The organism is Azospirillum brasilense, from assembly GCF_001315015.1.
Lineage (GTDB): Bacteria > Pseudomonadota > Alphaproteobacteria > Azospirillales > Azospirillaceae > Azospirillum > Azospirillum brasilense.
In genome coordinates, this window is sequence record NZ_CP012914.1 from 2,956,196 (window position 1) to 2,979,608 (window position 23,413).

The window sequence follows — 23,413 nt, forward strand, 5'->3', positions numbered from 1 at the left end:
AAGCAATCTACCGCATTGCGAATCGCCCCGCACATGCATAGAAGGATTTTACTAGACTTATCGATAGCCTATTGCGAGAGCGCTTTACGCTTATTCGATTCCCATTCACGGGAGCCTTAACATGCTCCCGATTCGCGGTCACAATGCTCATCGATGCGGTAAACTGATTCTATGTTTGCAGTTTGTCAGGGCTGTTCGGCAATCGAAACGTTAGAAAACATCCTTGATGGAGCAACTACGCGACACCAAGGGAATCAACGAACAATACGGAAGCGAAACACAAAGTTTTTGGCATTTGCATGCCTCTTCTTCAATACCTGAATACAATCAATTGCAGTGAGCCTGCAAAAGCGTCAGCCTGTTCTCTTCACAGAGGCGAAGGGGCGATGATGAGCCACGACTCGGAGCGCGCTGACGACGGCTTGAACGATCTCTTTTTTCAGACATTCCCGTCTGGCGGCCCTTGGCAGCTTCGCTGGATCAACGGCCCCCAGCGCAACGGCACCGACCCTTTCGACCCACTGGTGGAGTGCCTGTTTGTCGGCGTCAGTGGAAATTACAGCCCGCCCCGCAGGGCCCAAGCCGCCGCAGGATGGCTGCCTCTCTTGATCATCGGCAGCTTTTGGTACAATGGACAAATGATTTCGAAAGATCACACCGGTTTCAAAACGTACGAAGTCGCAGTGACGATCGACGGCTCCAGTGTTCATGAATTCAACGGCTACGAGGGAGTTTTACCCAATAAGAAGAGGCCGTACATAATTCCAGAAGATGTTTATCGCCTGTACAGCGATGATGTGCGGTTTGTCGGAGTAAAGGTCGGCCGCGACCCGTTCGCGGTGATCGTCCCAACCATGACGCTTGCCCAATTTTATATCGGGTCGTCAACGGCCCTTGCCCAAGCGCTCTTGAACGGTGCGTTTCTCCGCGCCCCCGAAACATTGTGCGATCTCACACGCACACGGACTGAAGCTCCACGTGTGTTCCGCCTCGCGCCACGTCCCGGATTCACCGAAAACGACTATCCACTCCTCGCCCGGTTTTTCGCAGCAAAAGAAGGGTCACCCGAACGCGATGCATACAACCTACCCTTTGCAGAGGTTCTGACGGCGACGGCGGCGCGCCGCCGCCCTTCTCTCCGAGCAGCTTTTCCGTTCCATGGCACAACGACACTGACCGGAGAAGGCTACAAATTCGAGAGCTATCTTGCCGATGGAACGAAGGTCGAACGCATTCTCATGCTTCGCCTGGAACACTGCACTGGTCCACTCCCCTTCGACGAATTGATCGTTGAAGAAGAAGTCACCATGGCCCCAGAGGAGTTTGATGAACAGGGACGTCCATATGTGCATGCGATTGCGGGGCACGTTGGCCCGCGGCAGGTGGTGAATGAACGCCACCCCAACCGACATCTACCCCCGGTAGAAATCAACCTTCCACTGGCACGGCCACGTTTCCAGGCTCTGGAGACCCTACCGGTGCGGATAGAGACGGTCGAACGCCCGGCAAAGACCGCCCCGGCCGTCCATGTCCCCGGCGACGCTCTGGCGCCGGACGAGGTCGCAACCGGGCCATTATCGTCCGACAAGGGCAATACCCGCAGGGCCCGTGTCAATACCACGGTGGATCAGGTGGCTCCCCAAATACAGCCTGAAGTTGAATTATTTTGTGAGATGCTGGCGAAATTGGCACGCAAACCTGGTGTGGCTAACTTGTCCAGTGTGGTGCTTCCAGGCGACGAGCGGACTGCCTGCGGCTTCACTTTTGGTTGCGTTCCGTCCCATCCGAATGGCGGATGGTGGCACAAGATCGCTGACAAAGTGACACGCATGCTCCTCGCCGCCGAGTTCACGGTGAACGGGCAATGGATCACCGTGATCGGCGTGGAGCCACGTCCTGATCATGCCAAGGACTGGCAAGGGTTGATGCTCGTGGCTTATCGTGATCACGATCGCGTTTCTGATGAAGACTTTGGCAAAGTCGTCGAGTTGATCCGTCGTCGCCGTGATTTGTGGGGCAAGCGAACACAGACCAGCAAAAGCCGTGAAAAAATGCCGAAGCACCTGCTCTTTGCTAAAGTCACGAACACAGATGCCACGGCGGAAGAACTCGCCGTTGCCGTTCTGGCGAAGACCGGATTGCTGAAACCGAACCATAATCCCATAGACGACGAAGAAGAAAGCCTCGACCAAGAGGCTGTTTCAAGTTGCCGCTGAGGCTGCCTCGTGAAACCAGCCACATAATCGCTGCTTCCGCAGTCGCTGCGTCAATGCCGAGACGCACCGCTCGCGCGATCAGGATCCCGAGCGATACCGGCTCACCCGACAGACACTCCAGACAGATCGCCCGTTCCACCGCACGCGTCGGGGGCTTTCCGCGGAATGTCAACAGGCGGGTCAAATTGGCTCGCAGGACCGGAGGGACCGCAGACTCCGTCATTAGGAAATACGGTTTTCCCAGCGCGAAGGCCTCCTGACGGGTTTGCCGAGTGGCATCGCGAATGGTGGCCCATCGCGAGCGGACGGGGCGCCATTCCAACAGGTCGAGCAGATATTCCTGGTCGCGGGAGTGGCCGCGCTCGATCAATCGGATGCGGATGAGGCATGGATCCGGCGACGGACACCGCTCCCACTCGTACAACCACAACTTGAACGCCAGAACCAAGGCTAGATCGGAGCCGATCGGACCGAGTTGGCGGGACAGAATCGCCGGATCGGGAAGTCGGCTGTTCCAAGGGATCATTTCACGACTCCCAGCGTGATCATCAGCGCGACGATGAAATGCACCCGTTCGGCACACTCGTGAGTGTCGCCTACCGAGAACACGGGCTCTCGGGGTTTAGGCGGTGAGCGAACAAACCAGCTAGAAAGCAGTTCGGCGATAAGCTGAAGATACGAATTCAGTCCGGAAGTTTGCTGCTTTGGTCTGATGCTTAGTTGAATGAGAATCATGGCGATGTGCGGCTTTCAGTCTGATTTTTGACTGGAATTCACAACATCGACGTGCCCGCCGTCAGCCCCGCCGACCTCAGCCTGCCGCCGCCCGCCGAGGGCAGCGCCGATGTGGCCGCCCGCGTGGCGGTGGCCCGCGCCGTCCAGGCGGAGCGCTACGCCGGCTTCGGCCCCTTTCCCGAGGGCCGGGCGGTGCGCACCAACGCCGAGGCCGACGGCGAGCTGCTGGAGAAGGCCGCCGCCCCCGACCAGCCGGGCCGCGCCCTGCTGACCGAGGCCGCGGAGCGGCTGAAACTGTCGGCCCGCGGCTATCACCGCGTCATGCGCGTCGCCCGCACGCTGGCTGATCTGGACGGCGGGAGCGGCGTGCGCCGCCCGCACATCGCGGAGGCGCTCGGCTACCGCCGCATCGCCCCCGGACGATGAGTGTTTACTCCGCCGCCACGGCGTTGCCGTGGTTGGAATGATGAGTCCGGTCGTGCAGGCAGCGGCGCAGACGGAAGGCGGTGATGATGGTCAGCGCGCCATAGGCGATCAGGTAGCTGCCCACGCCCAATGCCAGGGCGAGCAGGCCCAGCGACGGCAGAACCCACATGCCGAAGCCGAACAGCACCGACAGGGCGCCGGCCACGCCCCAGGCCCATTTGCCATGGCTGCGGTGCATGCGCCACGCCGTCATGATCTTGGCGAAGCCGGTGATGACCGACCAAGCGGCGATCACGAAGACCAGCGCGAACAGGCTCGCCTCCGGCCACAGCAGGGCCACGATGCCCGCCACCAGACTGACCACACCGTCCAGGATGAAGGGCAGGCTGCGCTCCTGCGCCTGGGCGGCGCGGACGCCACCGACGATGGCGAACAGCCCGTCCATCAACAGGTAGGCCGCGAGAAGAATCGTCAGGGTGGCGACCGTCGCCCCCGGCAGAAGGAAGGCCAGCAGGCCGAGCATCACCGCCGCGGCGCCGCGCAGCGCCAGCGCCCACCAGTTGCGCGCCAGCAGATCATTCATGCCCTGGACCCGCCGGGCCTCGTACATCGCCTCCGTAGCCATGTCTCGTCTCCCCTCATCCGTTCGAGTGCACCGGGGGCGGGTGAGCGCGCCCCATACATCACGGCAACAGGATCAGGAGGAGTTCGTTGCGGCGGCGGGTTGTTGCGGCGTCGGGATTCGCGCGAAATCCGTGCGAATGCGTTGGGACAGGTCAGTTGTTGCGGCCGTAATCGCCCTTGCTGGGTTCGATGAAGTAGAAGAGCTTCGAGTCGAACTGCATACCCTCGCGCGGGTTCATCAGCGCCACCTCGGTCGTCAGCCCCTGGGCGTCCAGCACCCGCCATTTGCGGAGCTGGAAGGGCCGGTCCTCGAACACCAGCGTCAGGGTGCCCTTGCCGGGATCCTTGGTCTCGGTCAGGCTGATCTCCACCAGCCCCGGCGCCTGATAGACGCCGGTCACCGTCACGTCGCCGGATAGCCGGATGTTCTTGCGCAGGATGAAGTCGGCCAGCGTGCTGCCGATGGGGGCGCTGGACTGCTGCCGCATCTCCCCGTCCCAATAGAAGATGAAGGCGCCGTCGGCGACGACGAAATCCTTCACCGGCGGGTCGTACTCCAGCCGCATCCGGCCGGGACGCGCGAGGTAGAAGGTGCCGGTGGTCTGGTGGCCATTCGGGGCGACCTGCACGAACTTCGATTGCAGCGTGCCGATGCCGTTCAGATAGCTTTCCGCCTGGGCCACCAGCGCCTGGTCCTGGGCGGACAGGGCGGCGGCGCGCGGCGCGGCGAGCGCGGGATCGAGGGCCGCGCCCGCCGTGGTGACGGACAGAGCGACGGCAGCGGCAGCCAGAATGCGGCGGAACGGGATCTTCATGATGCCTGCTAGGTAACCGGACGTTCCGGGCGGAAATGGGGCGCGGCGGCGGTGGTTCCAAGGAGAAAGAGCGCATTTGCGGACGCTCGCGATGGCCCCCTCCCCAACCCTCCCCCTCTTCGAGGGAGAGGGGGCTTGGGCAAAGCGGCGGCAGTCCCCTCCCCTGCGAGAGCGGGGGAGGGTTAGGGAGGGGGCACGAGCGCTCACTCCTCGATGTTGCGGGCCAGCACCTCACGCTTGCCGGCGTGGTTGGGCTTGCTGACCACGCCTTCGGTCTCCATCCGCTCGATCAGACGGGCGGCGGAGTTGTAGCCGATGCGGAGCTGGCGCTGGATGAAGCTGGTCGACGCCTTGCGCTCGCGGCAGACCACCGCCACCGCCTTGTCGTAGAGGTCGTCGCCCGACCCGCCACCGGCGCCCGACCCGTCGTCGAAGGAGCCGCCGTCCTCGTCGTCCTCCTCGGTGATGGCGTCGACGTAGCTCGGCTCGCCCTGCGTCTTGAGGAACTTCACCACCTGCTCCACCTCGCCGTCGGCGACGAAGGGGCCGTGGACACGGGTGATGCGGCCGCCGCCGGCCATGTAGAGCATGTCGCCCTGGCCGAGAAGCTGCTCCGCCCCCTGCTCGCCGAGAATCGTGCGGCTGTCGATCTTGCTGGTGACCTGGAAGCTGATGCGGGTCGGGAAGTTGGCCTTGATGGTGCCGGTGATGACGTCCACCGACGGGCGCTGCGTCGCCATGATCAGGTGGATGCCGGCGGCGCGGGCCATCTGGGCGAGGCGCTGGATCGCCGCCTCGATGTCCTTGCCGGCGACCAGCATCAGGTCGGCCATCTCGTCGACGATGACCACGATGTAGGGCAGTTCCTTCAGGTCGAGCGGCTGCTCCTCGAAGATCGGCTTGCCGGTGTCGGGGTCGAAGCCGGTCTGGACGCGGCGGGTCAGCAGTTCACCATCGGCGCGGGCCTCGCGCAGGCGGGCGTTGTAGCCCTCGATGTTGCGCACGCCCAGCTTGGACATGTTGCGGTAGCGGTCCTCCATCTCCCGCACGGTCCATTTCAGGGCGACCACCGCCTTCTTCGGGTCGGTGACGACCGGCGTCAGCAGATGGGGGATGCCCTCATAGACCGACAGCTCCAGCATCTTGGGGTCGATCATGATGAAGCGGCAGCGGTCGGGCGGCAGGCGGTAGAGCAGCGACAGGATCATCGTGTTGATCGCCACCGACTTGCCCGAGCCCGTGGTGCCGGCGACCAGCAGGTGCGGGAAGCGGGCGAGGTCGGCCACCACCGACTGGCCACCGATGTCCTTGCCGAGCGCCAGCAGCAGCTTGCCCGCCGTCTTGTCGAAGACGTCGCCGGCCAGCAGTTCGCGCAGCAGCACCGTCTCGCGCTTGGCGTTGGGCAGTTCGATGCCGATGACGTTGCGGCCCGGCACCACGGCGACGCGGACCGACACCGCGCTCATCGAGCGGGCGATGTCGTCGGCCAGGCCGATGACGCGGGACGACTTGGTGCCGGGGGCCGGCTCCAGCTCGTAGAGGGTGACGACCGGGCCGGGATGGACCTTCTGCACCTCGCCACGCACGCCGAAATCGGACAGCACGCCTTCCAGCTTCACCGCGTTCTCGCGCAGCGCCGCCTCGTCCACCTTCTCGCCGCGCACGCTGGTCGGGACGATCTGGAGCAGGTCGAGCGGCGGCAGCTCGTAGCCATCCGCCTCCTCCAGATTGAGGGCAGCCTGTTTGGACGGGCGCCCCTGGTCGGCGGCCTTCGTCTTGCCTCCGGCGGGCGAGGTGACCACCGGAACGGCGCGGGTCTTGGCCTCCACGCGCGGCTCGACGCTGATGGAGTCGGACAGCCGGCCGCGCGGCGCGGCGCGCAGGGTGATGGCGCCGCCGTCCTCGTCGGGCGTGTCGTCGAGAGTCGGGGCGGCGGTCGTCTTTTCCGCGGTGGCGAGGCTGGGCTCCCGCCGCAACAGGCCGCCGGTCTGGCGGGCGGCGCTGCGGGCGGCCTCCGCGCCCTTGTCGCGCACGAAGGACAAGCCGGTCCGCGCGCCCCGCCCGAGGCGGGCGAGGCCGGCGGCGGTCTCGCGCAGGCTGGCCGCCCATTCGCGGATCGACAGGCCCATGGCGACGAACAGAATCAGCCCGCCGGCCACCCCGGCCACGGTGCCGACCAGCGGATTGCCCGGGCTGCCGAAGAGCAGCCTGCTGACCCCGTCGAGAAGCAAGCCGCCGAAGCTGCCGCCCGGACGGCTCTTCAGCGGGTCCTCGCTTCCCGTCCCCATCCCGGCCAGGAACATGGCGACCATGAGCACGCCCCACACCGCCAGGACGCTGCGGAACAGCGGGTGGCGCACGCTCTTCTGCAAGCTGAGCCGCCAGCCCCACATCATCGGGACCAGCGCCAGCAGATAAGCCGCCCAGCCCAGCGACTGGATCAGGACGTCGGCCAAGTGGGCGCCGAACCGGCCGAACAGGTTGTGGATGTGGACGTCCGCCGCCGGAACCGCGTTCCAGGACGGGTCGGCCGGGTTGTAGCTGCCCAGGATGACCATCAGCACCAGACCGACCACGCCCAGCGCGAAGCCCGCCATCTCGCGCGCCCGCGCCACCACGAAGGCGCGCGTGGCGGGCGAGAAGAAGGGCGGCTTCTCCGTCCGTGCTCCGGCGGGCCGCGCTCCGGCGCTTTTGCCGCTTCCGCTGCGGGGGCTTGCGGGTCGTGCCATGGGCAGAAGGTCCTCAAGAACGTGCTGAACCGGACCCGTCCTTCGGGGGCGAAAGACCGGGGTAACGTGAGCCGAACCGGGTTGGGCCGAACCGGGCGGCCCTTATCCCAGAATGCGGGCGATGGTGCCGCAGGCGTGGGCGACCGTCTCGGCGTCGTTCACCAGCGCGATGCGGATGAAGGGCGCGCCGGGATTGGCCTCGCCGGGGTTGCAGCGGGTCAGGTAGGCGCCGGGCAGCACGCGGATGCCGCCCTCCGCCCACAGGCGGCGCGTCGCCTCCTCGCCGTCGCCGACCTCCAGCCACAGGAAGAAGCCGCCGTCAGGCCGATAGTAGCCGTAGCGCCCCTTCAGCGAAGCCTCCGCCGCGTCGAACTTGGCGCGGTAGAGCGCGCGGTTCTCCTCGACATGGGCCTCGTCCCGCCACAGGGCGGCGCTGGCCGCCAGCACCGGCAGCGGCATCCCGGCGTTGGAGTAGCTGCGCAGGCGGGTGAAGCGGGACATCAGCTCCGGATCGCCGGCCACAAAGCCCGAGCGCAGCCCGGCGGCGCTCGACCGCTTGGACAGGGAATGGAAGACCAGGATGTTCGCCCAGGGCTTCCCGTCATGGGCCAGCCCCGACGCGACCTGGAGCGCGCCGACCGGGGGCTTGTCCAAGTAGATCTCGGCGTAGCACTCGTCCACCGCCAGGATGAAGCCGTAGCGGCGCGCCAGCCCGATCGCCCGCTCCAGATAGGCGGCGTCGGCCGCCGCCCCCTGTGGGTTGGCCGGAGTGCAGAGGTAGAACAGCGCCGTGCGCTCCAGCAGCTCCGGCGTCAGCGCGTCGAGGTCGGGCAGGAAGCCGGTCTCGCGGGTGGAGGGCAGGAACACCGACTCCGCCCCCGCCAGCAGGGCCGCTCCCTCGTAGGGCGCGTAGAAGGGGTTGGGCATCAGCACCGCCGGCTGACGGCCCGCCTTGCTCGGCGGCACGGCCAGCAGGGCGAGGAGGAACAGCGCCTCGCGCGTGCCGGACACCGGCAGGACCGACTTTTCGGCATCGAAGAGCCCGTCGGGCAGGGCGTAGCGGCGGGCCAGCCAGGCGCCCACCGCCTCGCGGAACTCCGGCGTGCCGCCGACCGGCGGGTATTTGCCCCACAGATGGGCGTTGGCGCGCAGCGTCTCGTCGATGATGGCCGGCGGCTGGTGCTGCGGCTCGCCCACCGACATCATGATCGGCTCGGCGTTGGCGCGCGGCGTCACTCCGGACAGCAGAGCCGCCAGCCGGGTGAAGGGGTAGTCCGACAGCCGGTCGAGCCGGTCGTTGACGAGAGCGAAGGTGCCGAGGTCCGGGAGCGACATGCCGCCGAGAATCCTTTCCATGAGGACGGCCCGAAAAGGCCGGGCCGGCCCCGAGGGGCACGGCCCGTCAGGGGCCTCTGGGGGCCTCTGCCCGATACGAAACGGAAACGATCCTACCGGCGGTGGAGTCCCGGCACAAGGGCACAAAACCGGACGAAGCCCGGTCAAGGGAAAGCATACGCCACCCGTTCCGGCGGCCTCGGCGCCGCAGCGAAAAGACTGGCGCGCCCGGCCTCAAGTCACCGGGCAGATCATCGATGCCCTGCGGCAAGAAAAAGCGGACGAGCCTTCCCCCCTTGCGGGAGGGGCCGGGCGATGACGCCCCGCCCTGTCCGCTTCCTCCAGGACGCCTCAGAGAGCTTCGGTGTTGGTCTCGCCGGTGCGGATGCGCACGGCCTGGGCGATGTCCAGAACGAAGATCTTGCCGTCGCCGATGCGGCCGGTGTTGGCGGCCTTCTGGATCGCCTCGACCACCTGCTCGTACTGGTCGTCGGACACCGCGACCTCGACCTTCACCTTGGGCAGGAAGCTCACGGAATACTCGGCGCCGCGGTAGATCTCGGTCTGACCCTTCTGGCGTCCGAAGCCCTTCACCTCGCTCACCGTCAGGCCCTGAATCCCGAGCGACGTCAGCGCCTCGCGCACTTCGTCGAGCTTGAACGGCTTGATGATGGCCATAACCAGTTTCATGTGGCTTCCCCTTGGTATGCGTGTTTGCGGGCCCCTGCGGTCGCCCGGTCCCCCCTCGGCCGATCCCGCCGTGGCGGCGGGTTTTCCGAACGTGACTCGAGCGTGTTCGCCTCGACCATAAAAAGCAATGTCTTCAAAAATCGTGCCGGTTGCAGAATCGGTCCTTTTCAGCGGTTTTCGGCTGTTTCGCCGATCGATTGGGCAGGTCATGCCTAATAATTACGCAATTCGGGGGCCGCGACGCAGCGCCGCTGGACATCCGGACCAAGCGGAACGATTGTTCGTACCCGTCTACACTGATCGAAGGGCAGCGCCATCATGACCGAATCGGGCACCACCGCAGCGCAGGAGATCACGACCGACGTCGTCGTGTTGGGCGGCGGACTGGCCGGACTCAGCATGGCGGCGGCCCTGGCCACCGCGGGCGTGCCGGTCGTCTGCATCGACCGCGACAGCCCGGACCGGCAGGCGGGGGACGAGTTCGACATCCGCACGACGGCGGTCGCCTACGCCTCGATGAAGGTGCTGGAGGGGGCGGGCGTGTGGAAGCACATGGAGCCCTACGCCGGCCCGATCCTCGACATCCGGGTGGCCGACCAGTTCTCGCCCCTGTTCGTCCATTACGACCACACGGAGCTGACCTGGGACGGCAAGAACCAGCCCTTCGGCTGGATTCTCGACAACAAGGACATGCGCCGCGCCCTGTTCGCCCGCGCCAAGGAGCTGCCCGGCCTGCACCATCTGGCCCCGGCCCAGGCGGTGTCGATCGAGCGCAGCCGCGCCGGCGCCACGGTGACGCTGGCCGATGGGCGGGTGGTCAAGGCGCGGCTGGTGGTCGGGGCCGACGGCCGCCGCTCGCTGGCGCGGGAGAGCGCCGGGATCAAGCTGCGCACCTGGGCCTACGACCAGACCGCGATCATCTGCACGATCCGCCATTCGGAGCCGCACAACGGCGTGGCCGTGGAGCATTTCCTGCCCAACGGCCCCTTCGCCGTGCTGCCGATGACCGAGAACCGCTCTTCCATCGTGTGGAGCGAGAAGCGGTCGCTGGTCGACATGTATCTGAAGCTGCCCGAGGACCAGTTCATCGACGAGCTGACCCGCCGGTCGGGCGGCTATCTGGGCGACATCGAGCTGGTGACCCGGCGCGACGCTTGGCCGCTGTCGGTCCTGCTGGCCGAGCGCTTCATCGCCGAGCGCGTCGCCCTGATCGGCGAGGCGGCCCACGCCATCCACCCCATCGCCGGGCAGGGGCTGAACCTGGGGCTGCGCGACGTGGCGGCGCTCGCCGAGGTGATCGTGGACGCCCACCGGCTGGGGCTGGACGTCGGCTCGCCGGAGGTGCTGGCGCGCTTCCAGCGCTGGCGCCGCTTCGACACGGTGCTGCTGGCCGTGGTCTGCGACGGTCTGGTGCACCTGTTCTCGAACAACATCCCGCCGATCAAGCTGGCCCGCGACGTCGGCATGGCCGTCGTCAACCGCCTGCCGCCGCTGAAGCGCTTCTTCATGCGGCACGCGATGGGCGTGGTCGGCGAGCTGCCGCGGATGATCAAGGGCGCGCCGCTGTAAGAGCGGTTGAATTCTCGGGAGACAACAAGGTCTTCACGGATTTCTCGGATTTAAGCACGGATTACACGGATTTTTATATGGTCTTGCTCAGTGCCTGCTGATCGAGAAGGCACGCGCTGAAGCACGAACAAAAGAAATCCGTGTAATCCGTGTCAAAATCCGTGCAATCCGTGAAGACCCTGTTGCCCGACAAGACTTCCGAACTTATCCCAACCCGTATTCCGACAGCGCCTCGTACACCGCGGCCCCCTTGCCCAGGTGGCTGCGGTAGAGCGTGAAGTGATCCACCCGGATCGGACCGGCGCGGAACATCCCGCGTTCCTCGACGAAGCGCCCGATCCGGTCCTTCGACGCGTCCTTCAACCGGGCAAGCGTGACGTGGGGCGAGAATTTGCGCTCCTCCGCCGGCAGGCCGCAGCGGACCAGCGCCGACTCGACCTTGGACTGGAGGTGCGACAAGGCGTCGCTGCGCTCCACCCCGGCCCAGAGGACGCGGGCGTTGCGGCCGCTGCCGTACACGCCCACGCCGTCCAGAACCAGATCGAAGGCCGGCGCCGCGATCTGCGCCAGCGACTCGTCGATCTCCGCCGCCTGATCCTCCGGCACCTCCCCGATGAAGCGGAGCGTCAGGTGCAGGTTGTCCGCGTCGGTCCAGCGGGCGCCGGGCACGCCGCCGCCCAGCCCCGCCAGACGCCGGCGCACATCCTCCGGAAAATCGAGGGCGACGAAGAGACGGATCATTGGCTTTCCGGAACGGTTACGGGCAGGGGTCGGGATAGCGGGCGTTGACCGCCTCGATGTCCTTCATCACCTCGTCCGACAGCGTGACGTCCACCGCCGCGATGTTGGACTTCAGGTCCTCCAGGGTCGTCGCGCCGATCAGCGAGGACGCCACGAAGGGCTGATGCAGGGTGAAGGCGATGGCCATCTGCGTCGGCGACAGGCCGTGGCGCCGGGCGGCGTCCAGATACTCGCGGGTCGCCGCGTCGGCGTTGACGGTGGCGTAGCGCGACTTGCGGTGATCCAGCGCGCGGCGGGTGCCGGCGGGGACGGCGCCGTCCAGATACTTGCCGGTCAGCGTGCCGGCGGCCAGCGGCGAATAGGCGAGAAGCCCGACATCCTCGCGCAGAGACACCTCGGCCAGACCCTGCTCGAAGGTCCGGTTCAGCAGGCTGTAGGCGTTCTGGATCGAGGCGATGCGCGGCAGGCCCTTGTCCTCCGCCAGCTTGAGGAACTGCATAACCCCCCAAGGCGACTCGTTCGACACGCCGATGTGGCGGACCTTGCCGGATGTCACCAGATCGTCGAGCGCCGACAAAGTCTCTTCGATGGGCGTCCCATCCTTCTCCGGCCGATGGACGTAGTTGCGCGCGCCGAAACGGTTGGTCGAGCGGTCGGGCCAATGGAGCTGGTACAGGTCGATGTAGTCGGTCTGGAGCCGGCGCAGGCTGGCCTCGACCGCCGCGAAGATGTTGGCGCGGTCGAGCTTCGCCTCGCCGTTGCGCACCCAGGCGAAGCCGCCGTCGGTGGCGCCGACGACCTTGCTCGCCAGGATCACTTGGTCGCGCTTGCCGTTCGCCTTGAACCAGGTGCCGATCACCTCTTCCGTACGTCCGTACGTGTCGGCGGTCGGGGGGATGGCGTACATCTCCGCCGTGTCCCAGAAGTTCACGCCCTCGCCGAGCGCGTAATCCATCTGGGCGTGGCCTTCGGCCTCGCTGTTCTGGCGGCCCCAGGTCATGGTGCCCAGGCCGATGGCGCTGACCGACAGGCCGGTGCGGCCGAGCGGACGGTATTGCATTTGGTTATGGTCCTTAAAGGAACAGGGTGAGCACGCCCGTGTATCCGTACAGGCGGGCGTTGGAGATCTCGCCGCTGGCGAAGAATCCGGCCAGCGGGATGTCGCCGAAGGTTTCGCGGATCAGCGCCAGTTCCTGGCTGCCCTCGCCGAACAGGCTGGGGCCGCGGGCGATGCAGCTGACGTAGAGGGCGCCCTTCGGGGTGGTCTTCACGCGCTTCTTCAGATTGGCCAGCATGCGGCGCATGTCCGACTCGGCGCTCTGCTGGTCGCGGCGGGTGAACAGGATGGGCTGGCCGCTCTGCACATGGTGGGCTACGGCGATCCAGCCGGCGCGCGGGTCGATGGCGATCAGGTCGCGGACCAGATAGTCCGCCGTGTCGCTCCCGGCGATGGGCAGGCCGGCGAAGATGTAGCCGGACACCCGCTTGAGATCGCGGGCCAGCAACTCGCCGATGTCCTCCTTAAAGACCTCCAGCGCCGGGCGCCCGTCGATCTCCAGGACGACGTTGTCCTCCGCCGCCGTGATGGTGCGCACCGGGCCGATGGGCGTGCAGCCCTGGCTGAGGCCGGTGGCGACCGGCACCTGCGGCGCGAACAGCACGCCCGACACGCCGCCGTCGGCCACCGGCCCGCCGACCATCGTGGCGGTGTTGCCGGGGATGGTGAATTGCGGGAACTCCGACCGCGAGGCCGACAGGCCGCCAACCAGGAAGGCCCCGGTTGATTCCGCCAGCGAAACGACCAGCCCGGCCAAGTCCTGGTGGCGCGGGTCGGCGTGGGCGAGCGCCAGCATGGCGCCGTGCTTGTCCAGCCAGCCGCCGGCCATGCGGCGCAGCGGCTCCATGTCGCCCGAGACCACCGGGAACAGACGGAAGCCCTCCGGCGGCAGGCGGGCCACCATCACGGCGATGCCCGGCTTGTCGAAGATTTCCTCGTCGTTGGCGCAAACGCCGATGCCGACCGTGCCCACCCAGTCGCGGATGCCGGTGACGCCGCGCAGCAGGGTGACCATGCTGGTGGCGTGTTCGGCCAGCGCGTCGGTGATGTAGAGGAAGCCGAGGTTGCAGCCCTCCACCGCGCCGAGCTCGTCCAGGCAGGATTTGACGACGGCGCCCCATTCGGTGCCGGTGGCCGATGCGGCCTTGAAGCAGGTCTCGGTGGTGGCGGTGTCGCCGGCCAGGGTCGCCATGGGTGTCAGTCTCCGCTTTTGGCGATGCCGTCCAGAAGGCGGGCGACGTGGGGCGTGATGCGCTCCACGATCACCTTCACGCCGGCCGCGTTGGGATGGATGCCGTCGGGCTGGTTCAGCACGGCGTCAGCCGCCACGCCGTCCAGGAAGAACGGGTAGAGCTGTACGTCGTACGCCTTCGCCAGCTCCGGGTAGATGGCGTTGAAGCGCTCCACATACGCGCGGCCCAGGCTAGGCGACGCGTACATGCCGGCCAGCAGCACGGGCAGCTTTTCGCCGGTCAGCCGCTTCAGGATGGCGTCGAGGTTGGCGCGCGCCGCGCCGGGGTCGAGCCCGCGCAGCATGTCGTTCGCCCCCAGCTCCACCAGCACGGCGTCCGGCTTGTCGGCCAGCGCCCAGTCGAGCCGCGACAGCCCGCCCGCCGTGGTGTCGCCCGACACGCCGGCGTTGACGACGGTCACGTCGTAGCCCTTCGCCCGCAATGCCGCCTGCAACTGCACCGTGAAGGCCTGCGGTTCGGGAAGGCCGTAGCCGGCGGTCAGGCTGTCGCCGAGCGCCAGCAGGGTGTAAGGCCCCTTCCCCGCCCCGCTCTGGGCGAGCGCGGGGGCGGTCATGCCGACCCCTGCGCCGATTCCCACAACGACGGCGAGAGCGGCCAGCCCCGACCGAAGGAGGGCCATGTTGAAATGGCGGCGCACCATGCCATATGGCGTGAGGTTTTCCCGCCCATTTCCCCGCCCGATCCAGAGACGCATGCCAATGTCCCGACCCGATTCCGTTGAGTCCACCATCGTCGATCTCGACGAGGTGCATCTGAGATTGGACAGCGCGGCCGGACCCGTCAACATCCTGAGAGGCTTGAATCTCCGCATCCAGCCCGGTGAACGGGTCGGCGTGGTCGGCCCGTCGGGCTCCGGCAAATCGACCATGATGATGGTCATGGCCGGGCTGGAACGCCCCACGGGCGGGACCGTGCGTGTCGCCGGACAGGATCTGGGCCGGCTGGACGAGGACGGGCTTGCGCGCTTCCGCCGCGACCATGTGGGGATCGTCTTCCAGGCTTTCCACCTCGTGCCGACGATGACCGCGCTGGAGAACGTCGCCATTCCCCTCGAATTCGCCGGGGCCGCCGACGCCTTCGACCGCGCGCGCTCCGGGCTGGAGGCGGTCGGTCTGGCCCACCGGCTGAGCCATTATCCGGGCCAGCTCTCCGGCGGCGAGCAGCAGCGCGTCGCCCTGGCCCGCGCCTTCGTCGCCGAGCCGTCACTGCTGCTGGCCGACGAGCCGACCGGCAACCTCGACATCGGCACCGGCGCCACCATCGTGGAGCTGCTGTTCGACCTCGCCGAGCGGCGGGGCACGACGCTGGTGCTGATCACCCATGACCCGTCCCTGGCCGACCGCTGCGACCGGACCGTGCGCCTGATGGACGGGCGCATCGTCGACGACGGCCTCGCCGCCCGCGCCGAGCGCGAGCGCGTGGCGGGGGACTGAGCGTCCTTTGAGGGAGTGGTCGCGTCGCGCCCCCCTCCCGACCTCCCCCCGCTTCGCAGGGGGAGGAGATGAAGCCCTCCCTTGCGAAGCGGGGGAGGGTTGGGTGGGGGCCCGACGCGACCACTCCCAACCACCAACCCACACCCCGCTGGACGCCCCATGACCAACCTCGCCCTCGCCTTCCGTCTGGCCCGCCGCGAGTTGCGCGGGGGACTGAAGGGATTCCGCATCTTCCTCGCCTGTCTGACGCTCGGCGTCGCCGCCATCGCCGCGGTCAACTCCGTGTCCGGCGGCGTGCTGTCGGGCCTGCAGGCGGACGGACGGGCGATCCTGGGCGGCGACGTCGCGCTGCGGCAGATCTACGCACCGCCGACCGACGAGCAGCGCTCCTGGCTGGAGCAGGCCGGGCGCCTGTCGCAATCAGTGGACATGCGCGCCATGGCCCGCTCCGCCGACGACCAACGGTCCACGCTGGTCGAGCTGAAGGCGGTGGACGGCGTCTACCCGCTCTACGGCTCCGTGGCCCTGGCGCCGGAGGGGGACCTGCACACGGCGCTGGCCAACCGCGACGGGCGCTGGGGCGCGCTGGTCGAGGACGGGCTGCTCGACCGGCTGGGGCTGAAGACCGGCGACACGCTGCGGCTGGGCGAGGGCGAGTTCGCCGTGCGCGGTGTCCTGACGCGCGAGCCGGACCGGGCATCCAACGGCGCCTTCTCGCTGGGGCCGCGGGTGATGATCGGCCTGCCGTCGCTGGAGGGCACCGGCCTGCTCCAGCCCGGCAGCATCGTCTATTGGACCGCCAAGCTGGCCCTGCCGCCGGGCACCGACGTGGCGGCGTGGCAGAAGGCGCTGGCGGCGCGCTTCCCCGACGCCGGCTGGCGGGTCCGCGACTTCACAAACGCCTCCCCGCAGATCGAGCGCTTCATCGACCGCATGACGCTGTTCCTGACGCTGGTCGGGCTGACCGCCCTGCTGGTCGGCGGGGTCGGGGTGGGCAACGCGGTGCGCAGCCATCTCGACTCGCGCGCCCGCACCATCGCCACGCTGAAATGCCTGGGCGCGCCGGGCGATCTGGTCTTCCAGGTCTATCTGCTGCAGATCCTCGCCTTGTCCGGGCTGGGCATCCTGCTGGGGCTGCTGCTCGGCGCGGTGGCGCCGCTGGGGCTGGGGTCGCTGCTCGACCAGGTGCTGCCGGTGCCCACCCGGATCGGCGTCTATCCGGGCGCCCTGGTGCTCGCCGCGCTCTACGGCCTGCTGACCGCGCTGACCTTCTCGCTGTGGCCGCTGGGCCGCGCACGGGAGGTTCCGGCGGCGGCGCAGTTCCGCGACGTGGTCGCCCCCGCCGGGGGCCGCCCGCGCGCGGTCTATCTGGCGGCGATGGCGCTGACCGTCGCGGCTCTGGCCGGGCTGGCCGTCGCCACCGCCCACAACAAAATGTTCGCCGGCTGGTTCGTCGGCGGCTCCATCGCCACCTTCATCGCCTTCCGCGTGGCCGCTTGGCTGGTGGTGCGCGGGGCGGCGGCGGCGGGGCGGCCGCGCCGTCCGGGGATGCGGCTGGCGCTCGCCAACCTGCACCGGCCGGGCAACCCGACCGGTGCGGTGGTGCTGTCGCTCGGCCTCGGCCTGACGGTGCTGGTCGCCATCGCGCTGATCGAGGGCAACTTCTCCCGCCGGGTCAACGAGACGATCCCCAAGGACGCGCCCAGCTTCTTCTTCGTGGACATCCAGCCCGACCAGTTCGAGCCGCTGAAACAGATGGTCAGCGCCCTGCCCGGCACCAGCGGGTTTGAGGCGGTGCCCAGCTTGCGCGGACGGATCGAGACGGTGAACGGCCAGCCGGCGGAAAAGGCGCTGGTCAACCCCGAGCAATCCTGGGTGCTGTCCGGCGACCGCGGCATCACCTATTCCGCCAAGCTGCCCGAGCATTCGGAGATCGTCGCCGGCTCCTGGTGGCCGGAGGACTACAAGGGGAAGCCGCTGATCTCCATCCACCAGAACGTGGCGAGCGCCTTCGGCATCGGTCCCGGTGCCACCATGGGGATCAACGTCCTGGGCCGCACCATCGAGGCGACGGTGGGCAACGTGCGCGCCGCCGACTTCTCGACGCTGGCCATCAACTTCGCCCTGGTCTTCGCGCCGGGCACGCTGGAGCGGGCGCCGCAGACCTGGATCGCCACCGTCCGCAGCACCCCGGCGGCGGAGCCGGAGGTCCAACGCTCCGTCCTGCAGCGCTTCCCCAACGTCACGCTGGTGCGGGTGAAGGATGCGCTGGACACGGTGGGCACCATGCTGGGCCACATCGGCACGGCGGTGCGCATCACCGCGGGCATCACGCTGGCCGCCGGCACGCTGGTGCTGGCCGGGGCGGTCGCCGCCGGGCACCGCCGCCGGGTCTACGACGCGGTGGTGCTGAAAGTGCTGGGCGCCACGCGGGCCGACGTGCTGAAGGCGTTCCTGCTCGAGTACGGGCTGCTCGGCATCCTGACCGCGGCCATCGCCGGGGTCATCGGCACCATCACCGCCTGGGCGGTGATGACCTTCCTGATGCGCTGGGAATGGACCTTCCTGCCGTCGGCCGTGCTGACCACGGCACTGCTCAGCACGGCGATCACGCTGGCCTTCGGCTTCCTCGGGACGTGGCGGGCGCTCGGCCAGCCCTCCGCCCCGCTGCTGCGCAACGACTGACGGACGGTGGTCAGGCGGGTTCGGGGACGCGGTCGTCGGCGACGATGCGGTTCTTGCCGGACTGCTTGGCCGCATACATGCGCTGGTCGGCCAGATCGACCAGCCTTTCCCAGTCCACCGGGCGGTCGTGGAGGTATTCGGCGACGCCGATGCTGGCGGTCTGCGGGGTTCCGTCCGGACGCTTGCCCAAGCCCCGCTCGTGCAGCCGCTCCACCGCGGTCAGGGCGCCCTGACGGCCGGTGTTGGGCATGATGACCACGAACTCCTCCCCGCCCCAGCGGACCAGCACGTCGGACTGGCGCAGCATGGCGCGGATCGCCTCCGCCGCCCGCCCCAGCTGTTTGTCGCCCTGGTCATGACCGAAGCGGTCGTTGATCGACTTGAAATTGTCCAGATCGAAGAAGATCACCGACAGCGGATGGTCGGAGCGCTGGGCGTGGGCGAACTGCAGCCGCAGAAGCTCCTCCCCGATGCGGCGGGAGAAGGCGCCGGTCAGCCCGTCGTGCGACGCCTGATCGACCAGGGCCATCATGAAGTGCAACTGGCTCATCGCCGCCAGCGTCGCCACCACCATGATGAGCACCAGCAGCCACAGGGCGCCCAGATAGGAGGGGAAGGGGAAGACCAGCGAGCCGTAGACCCCGGCCAGCATGTGGGCCGCCAGCATCGGCGTCGCGAAGGCCAGCCCTTCCAGCGCGGTCAGCGGGAAGACGCTGAGCCCCGCCACCATCACGAAGGGCAGGAAGGCGTAACCGGCGGCCACCGCCAGCGCGCTTCCCGCGATCATGTCCTCGTTCAGCATGGGGTGCGAGGCGAGGAAGAAGATCGTCGGCACCGCCAGCAGCAGGGCCAGCCCCCGCCACGCGCTGCCCATGTCGTCGCAGATCCGGTAGCCGAGGGCCAGCGCGCCGAAGGCGAAGCTGGACACCAGCCGCAGGCCGGCGAGATAGCCCCACAAAGGCCAGGGGAAGATGAAGACGTCGATGACGATCCACAGCGGCGTCAGCACCGCGAACACGGCCGCGACCATGCGGACGCGGGAATGGATCAGCACGGCCCGGCGACGCTGGATGATCGGGGTGTGTCCGCCCGGATGCATCAGGTCGCGCAACTGCTCGAAGGAGAGATCGCCGCTCACCGCCTGGAATGCCCTCTCCGCGAACCGTCTGAGGAGATTAAGCGCTTGTTGATACACGCGATGCCCCCCATCGGCAACGGCAATTGCTGTGATTTCCAGGGATACGTGCGTATGCGGCGCGGCCTGTGGCATCAACGCATTTGTACGTGATTTGCCGGGACAGTCTTCCCGCCGCCCGCCGCTGTCAACGCCGGATTGGTCATACCACTGGGGCAAAAGCACGCGGCGCGCGTAAAAAAAGGCCCGGCATGAAAAAAGGCCCGGCGGTGGGCCGGGCCTTTCTCACGGGTCGGAACAAAAGGACGGCGGTCAGTCCTTCAGGTCTTCCCAAAGCTCCTTCACCTTGGCGAAGAAGCCTTCGGACTGCGGGTGGGAGCCTTCCTTGCCGGCGGTGTCGAACTCGCGCAGAAGCTCCTGCTGCTTCTTGGTCAGGTTGACCGGAGTCTCGACGACGGCCTGGATGTACATGTCGCCGCGCTGCTGGCTGCGCAGCACCGACATGCCCTTGCCCTTGATGCGGAACTGGTGGCCGGACTGGGTGCCCGGCGGGACCGTCACCTTGGTGCGGCTGCCCTCGATGGTCGGCACCTCAACCGTGCCGCCCAGCGCCGCGGTGGTCATGGGAATCGGCACCCGGCAATGGATGTTGGCGCCATCGCGCTGGAAGATCGGGTGCGGCGCGATGGCCAGGAAGATGTAGAGATCGCCCGGCGGCGCGCCGCGCAACCCCGCCTCGCCCTCGCCGGCCAGACGGATGCGCGTGCCGTCCTCGACACCCGCGGGGATGTTGACCTGAAGGGTCTTCTCCTTGCGCAGGCGCCCGGCGCCGCCGCAGCTCTTGCAGGGGGCCTTGATGACGCGGCCCTGGCCGTGGCAGGCCGGGCAGGTGCGCTCGATGGTGAAGAAGCCCTGCTGGGCGCGCACCTTGCCATGGCCCTGGCAGGTCGGGCAGGTGACCGGCTGGGTCCCCGCTGCCGCCCCGGAGCCGCTGCAGGAATCGCAGGCAACGGTGGAGGGAACGCGGACGTTGGCCGTGGTGCCCTTGAAGGCCTCCTCCAGCCCGATCTCCAGATTGTAGCGCAGGTCCTGGCCGCGGCCCGACGCGCCGCCGCCGCCGCGGCGCCCGCCCATGAACTCCCCGAACATCTCGTCGAAGATGTCGGCGAAGCCGCCGCCACCGCCGCCGAAATCGAAGCCGCCGAAGCCGCCGCCACCACCGCGCCCGTTCTCGAAGGCGCCGTGGCCGAAGCGGTCGTAGGCCGCGCGCTTCTGCTCGTCCTTCAGAACGTCGTAGGCTTCGCTGATTTCCTTGAACTTGTGCTCGGCGTCCTTGTCACCCTGGTTGCGGTCCGGGTGATACTGCATCGCCATCTTGCGGTACGCTTTTTTGATCTCGTCCGCGCTGGCGCCCTTCGCCACCCCGAGCAGCTCGTAATAGTCCTGTTTCGCCATGGGCCCCGACCGCCTTCACATACAATAGACCAATCATATCTCCGGCCCGCCACCGCAGGACGGATGACGGGCCGGACGATACTGCATGGCGCCGGGTTCTCCCGGCTGTGACACCGGAGGCAACGGGCGGCTGCCCAACGATTGCCTCCGGTTCCGAACGCTTAGGCCGACTTCTTCTTGTCGTCGTCCACTTCCTCGAAGTCGGCGTCGACCACACCCGGCTCGTTCGGGGTGGCGCCCGCCGCACCGGCGGCACCGGCGCCGGGGGCCTCGCCCTGGCCGGCCTTGTACATGGCCTCGCCCAGCTTCATCGACACCTGGGCCAGCGCCTCGGTTTTCGCCTTCACGGCCTCCAGATCCTCGCCGTCCAGCACCGACTTCAGCTCGGCCACGGCGGCCTCGGCGGCGGTCTTGTCGGCGGCGGGGATCTTGTCGCCGTTCTCCTTGATCGTCCGCTCGGTGGTATGGATCAGCGCGTCCGCGTGGTTGCGGGCGTCCACCAGCTCGCGGCGCTTCTTGTCGTCGGCGGCGTGGGCCTCGGCGTCCTTCACCATCTTGTTGATGTCGGCGTCCGACAGGCCGCCCGACGCCTGGATGCGGATCTGCTGCTCCTTGCCGGTGGCCTTGTCCTTCGCCGTGACGCTGACGATGCCGTTGGCGTCGATGTCGAAGGTCACCTCGACCTGCGGCACGCCGCGCGGGGCCGGCGGGATGCCGACAAGGTCGAACTGGCCGAGCATCTTGTTGTCCGCGGCCATCTCGCGCTCGCCCTGGAAGACGCGGATGGTCACCGCGTTCTGGTTGTCCTCGGCGGTCGAGAAGGTCTGCGACTTCTTGGTCGGGATCGTCGTGTTGCGGTCGATCAGGCGGGTGAAGACGCCGCCCAGCGTCTCGATGCCCAGCGACAGCGGGGTCACGTCGAGCAGCAGGACGTCCTTGACCTCGCCCTTCAGCACGCCGCCCTGGATGGCGGCGCCGATGGCGACCACCTCGTCCGGGTTCACGCCGCGGTGCGGCTCACGGCCGAAGAACTGCTTCACCGCCTCGATGACCTTGGGCATGCGGGTCATGCCGCCGACCAGGATCACCTCGTCGATCTCGTTGGCCTTCAGGCCGGCGTCGCGCAGAGCGGCCTTGCAGGGCTCGATCGTGCGCTGGACCAGCTCGTCGACCAGGGCTTCCAGCTTGGCGCGGGTCAGCTTGACGTTCAGGTGCTTCGGGCCGGACTGGTCGGCGGTGATGAAGGGCAGGTTGACCTCGGTCTGCATGGCCGAGGACAGCTCGATCTTCGCCTTCTCGGCGGCTTCCTTCAGGCGCTGCAGGGCCAGACGGTCCTTGCGCAGGTCGATGCCCTGCTCCTTCTGGAACTCGTCGGCGAGGTAGTCGATGATGCGGGCGTCGAAGTCCTCACCGCCGAGGAAGGTGTCGCCGTTGGTCGACTTCACCTCGAACACGCCGTCGCCGATCTCCAGCACCGAGACGTCGAAGGTGCCGCCGCCCAGGTCGTACACGGCGATGGTGCCGGCGCCCTTCTTCTCCATGCCGTAGGCCAGAGCGGCCGCCGTCGGCTCGTTGATGATGCGCAGCACTTCCAGGCCGGCGATCTTGCCGGCGTCCTTGGTCGCCTGGCGCTGGCTGTCGTTGAAGTAGGCCGGGACGGTGATGACCGCCTGGGTCACCTTCTCGCCCAGATAGTTCTCCGCCGTCTCCTTCATCTTCTGCAGGATGAAGGCGCTGATCTGCGACGGGCTGTACTTCTTGCCGACGGCCTCCACCCAGGCGTCGCCGTTGTCGCCGGGAATGATCTTGTAGGGGACGAGGCCCTGGTCCTTCTTGGTCAGCGGATCGTCGTAGCGGCGGCCGATCAGACGCTTGATCGCGAAGAGGGTGTTCTCGGGGTTCGTCACCGCCTGACGCTTGGCCGGCTGGCCGACCAGACGCTCCGCGTTCTGCGCGAAGGCGACCATGGAGGGCGTGGTGCGCGTGCCTTCGGCGTTCTCGATCACCTTGGCGCTGGAGCCTTCCATGACGGCCACGCAGGAGTTCGTGGTGCCGAGGTCGATGCCAATGACTTTGCTCATGTTCAGCCTCTGTTGTTCGGCAGATGCGTGGCGGCCCGTTTGGTCCGGCACCGCCGCGATCCCCTTGGGGTCGGTGGAACGGTTGGGTGGATTCACGTCTGTCGCCGGAGATATAGGCAGGTGCGTTTCGGGCTGCAACGTCCTGGTCATTCCGCCAACCGTCAAAAGACCAAAAGGTGACGCGCACGCCGGGGCATATCGTCGCGCCTGCGGCTTCGCGCCGCAAGTGAATACCGGGGTATTCAGAAGCATAAGGCGTGCAACAGCCTCCATCAACCCCGCCAAGACGCCGGAAAGCGCTCTGTTACAGGGCTTTAACACAAACAAAACCCTGCATCCCAGCCATGTTAACTTTTCATTAACAAGTAACGGTGTGCATTCTTGAACGCAATCAATTGCCGGTTGCTCCGTTTCTTTGTTGTCTCAAGATTCTA

The 23,413-nt window shown here is 67.4% G+C and carries 16 protein-coding genes and 1 pseudogene; 5 read left to right on the plus strand and 12 right to left on the minus strand.

The window, feature by feature from the left end; translation table 11 throughout:
* The first annotated feature begins 386 nt into the window (after positions 1 to 386).
* Positions 387 to 2,216: a hypothetical protein gene (locus AMK58_RS30480; protein ID WP_137165152.1), complete on the plus strand. Its 1,830-nt coding sequence runs from the start codon at positions 387 to 389 to the stop codon at positions 2,214 to 2,216.
* 777 nt (positions 2,217 to 2,993) lie between these two features.
* Positions 2,994 to 3,377 (plus strand): annotated as a pseudogene (locus tag AMK58_RS13675) (magnesium chelatase subunit ChlI family protein); the annotation flags it as partial.
* A 4-nt stretch (positions 3,378 to 3,381) separates the two neighbouring features.
* On the opposite strand, the gene AMK58_RS13680 reads toward AMK58_RS13675, so the two are convergent.
* From AMK58_RS13680 to glnK, 5 genes are all read right to left on the minus strand, one after another.
* On the minus strand, positions 3,382 to 4,002 hold the full coding sequence (locus AMK58_RS13680; protein ID WP_035676740.1) for an HdeD family acid-resistance protein: 621 nt from the start codon (positions 4,000 to 4,002) through the stop codon (positions 3,382 to 3,384).
* 151 nt (positions 4,003 to 4,153) lie between these two features.
* On the minus strand, positions 4,154 to 4,816 hold the full coding sequence (locus AMK58_RS13685; protein ID WP_035676746.1) for a LolA family protein: 663 nt from the start codon (positions 4,814 to 4,816) through the stop codon (positions 4,154 to 4,156).
* Positions 4,817 to 5,019: 203 nt separating this feature from the next.
* Positions 5,020 to 7,545 (minus strand): DNA translocase FtsK, encoded by a 2,526-nt coding sequence (locus AMK58_RS13690; protein WP_059399007.1) that lies wholly within the window; start codon positions 7,543 to 7,545, stop codon positions 5,020 to 5,022.
* 102 nt (positions 7,546 to 7,647) lie between these two features.
* Positions 7,648 to 8,880: an aminotransferase class I/II-fold pyridoxal phosphate-dependent enzyme gene (locus tag AMK58_RS13695; RefSeq protein WP_236778139.1), complete on the minus strand. Its 1,233-nt coding sequence runs from the start codon at positions 8,878 to 8,880 to the stop codon at positions 7,648 to 7,650.
* Positions 8,881 to 9,231: 351 nt separating this feature from the next.
* Positions 9,232 to 9,570, minus strand: a complete 339-nt coding sequence (gene glnK, locus AMK58_RS13700; RefSeq protein WP_035670687.1) for a P-II family nitrogen regulator — start codon at positions 9,568 to 9,570, stop codon at positions 9,232 to 9,234.
* 318 nt (positions 9,571 to 9,888) lie between these two features.
* Between glnK and AMK58_RS13705 the strand changes: the two genes are divergently transcribed.
* A complete protein-coding gene (locus AMK58_RS13705; RefSeq protein ID WP_035670670.1) occupies positions 9,889 to 11,139 on the plus strand; it encodes a UbiH/UbiF/VisC/COQ6 family ubiquinone biosynthesis hydroxylase in 1,251 nt (416 codons plus the stop codon).
* A gap of 204 nt (positions 11,140 to 11,343) precedes the next feature.
* On the opposite strand, the gene thpR is transcribed toward AMK58_RS13705, so the two are convergent.
* The 4 genes from thpR to AMK58_RS13725 are packed head-to-tail and all read right to left on the minus strand — an operon-like array spanning position 11,344 to position 14,743.
* A complete protein-coding gene (thpR, locus tag AMK58_RS13710) occupies positions 11,344 to 11,880 on the minus strand; it encodes an RNA 2',3'-cyclic phosphodiesterase (protein ID WP_035670668.1) in 537 nt (178 codons plus the stop codon).
* 16 nt (positions 11,881 to 11,896) lie between these two features.
* Positions 11,897 to 12,940, minus strand: coding sequence for an NADP(H)-dependent aldo-keto reductase (locus AMK58_RS13715; RefSeq protein ID WP_035670665.1), 1,044 nt, complete (start codon positions 12,938 to 12,940; stop codon positions 11,897 to 11,899).
* 13 nt (positions 12,941 to 12,953) lie between these two features.
* Positions 12,954 to 14,129: an FIST signal transduction protein gene (locus tag AMK58_RS13720; protein WP_035670663.1), complete on the minus strand. Its 1,176-nt coding sequence runs from the start codon at positions 14,127 to 14,129 to the stop codon at positions 12,954 to 12,956.
* 5 nt (positions 14,130 to 14,134) lie between these two features.
* Positions 14,135 to 14,743, minus strand: a complete 609-nt coding sequence (locus AMK58_RS13725) for an arylesterase (protein WP_236778140.1) — start codon at positions 14,741 to 14,743, stop codon at positions 14,135 to 14,137.
* Between the two features lie 145 nt (positions 14,744 to 14,888).
* Between AMK58_RS13725 and AMK58_RS13730 the strand changes: the two genes are divergently transcribed.
* Together AMK58_RS13730 and AMK58_RS13735 are read left to right on the plus strand one after the other, a co-directional pair.
* Positions 14,889 to 15,623: an ABC transporter ATP-binding protein gene (locus AMK58_RS13730; protein ID WP_035670660.1), complete on the plus strand. Its 735-nt coding sequence runs from the start codon at positions 14,889 to 14,891 to the stop codon at positions 15,621 to 15,623.
* 159 nt (positions 15,624 to 15,782) lie between these two features.
* Positions 15,783 to 18,308: an ABC transporter permease gene (locus AMK58_RS13735; protein ID WP_059399009.1), complete on the plus strand. Its 2,526-nt coding sequence runs from the start codon at positions 15,783 to 15,785 to the stop codon at positions 18,306 to 18,308.
* A gap of 10 nt (positions 18,309 to 18,318) precedes the next feature.
* Here the strand turns inward: AMK58_RS13735 and AMK58_RS13740 are convergent, their stop codons facing one another.
* The 3 genes from AMK58_RS13740 to dnaK form a co-directional block, all read right to left on the minus strand.
* Entirely contained in the window at positions 18,319 to 19,446 is a 1,128-nt protein-coding gene (locus AMK58_RS13740; protein ID WP_035670654.1) for a diguanylate cyclase, read from the minus strand.
* Positions 19,447 to 19,755: 309 nt separating this feature from the next.
* Positions 19,756 to 20,898 (minus strand): molecular chaperone DnaJ, encoded by a 1,143-nt coding sequence (gene dnaJ / locus AMK58_RS13745; protein WP_035670651.1) that lies wholly within the window; start codon positions 20,896 to 20,898, stop codon positions 19,756 to 19,758.
* A gap of 161 nt (positions 20,899 to 21,059) precedes the next feature.
* Positions 21,060 to 23,252, minus strand: a complete 2,193-nt coding sequence (gene dnaK, locus AMK58_RS13750; protein WP_306345801.1) for a molecular chaperone DnaK — start codon at positions 23,250 to 23,252, stop codon at positions 21,060 to 21,062.
* Between the last annotated feature and the right edge of the window lie 161 nt (positions 23,253 to 23,413).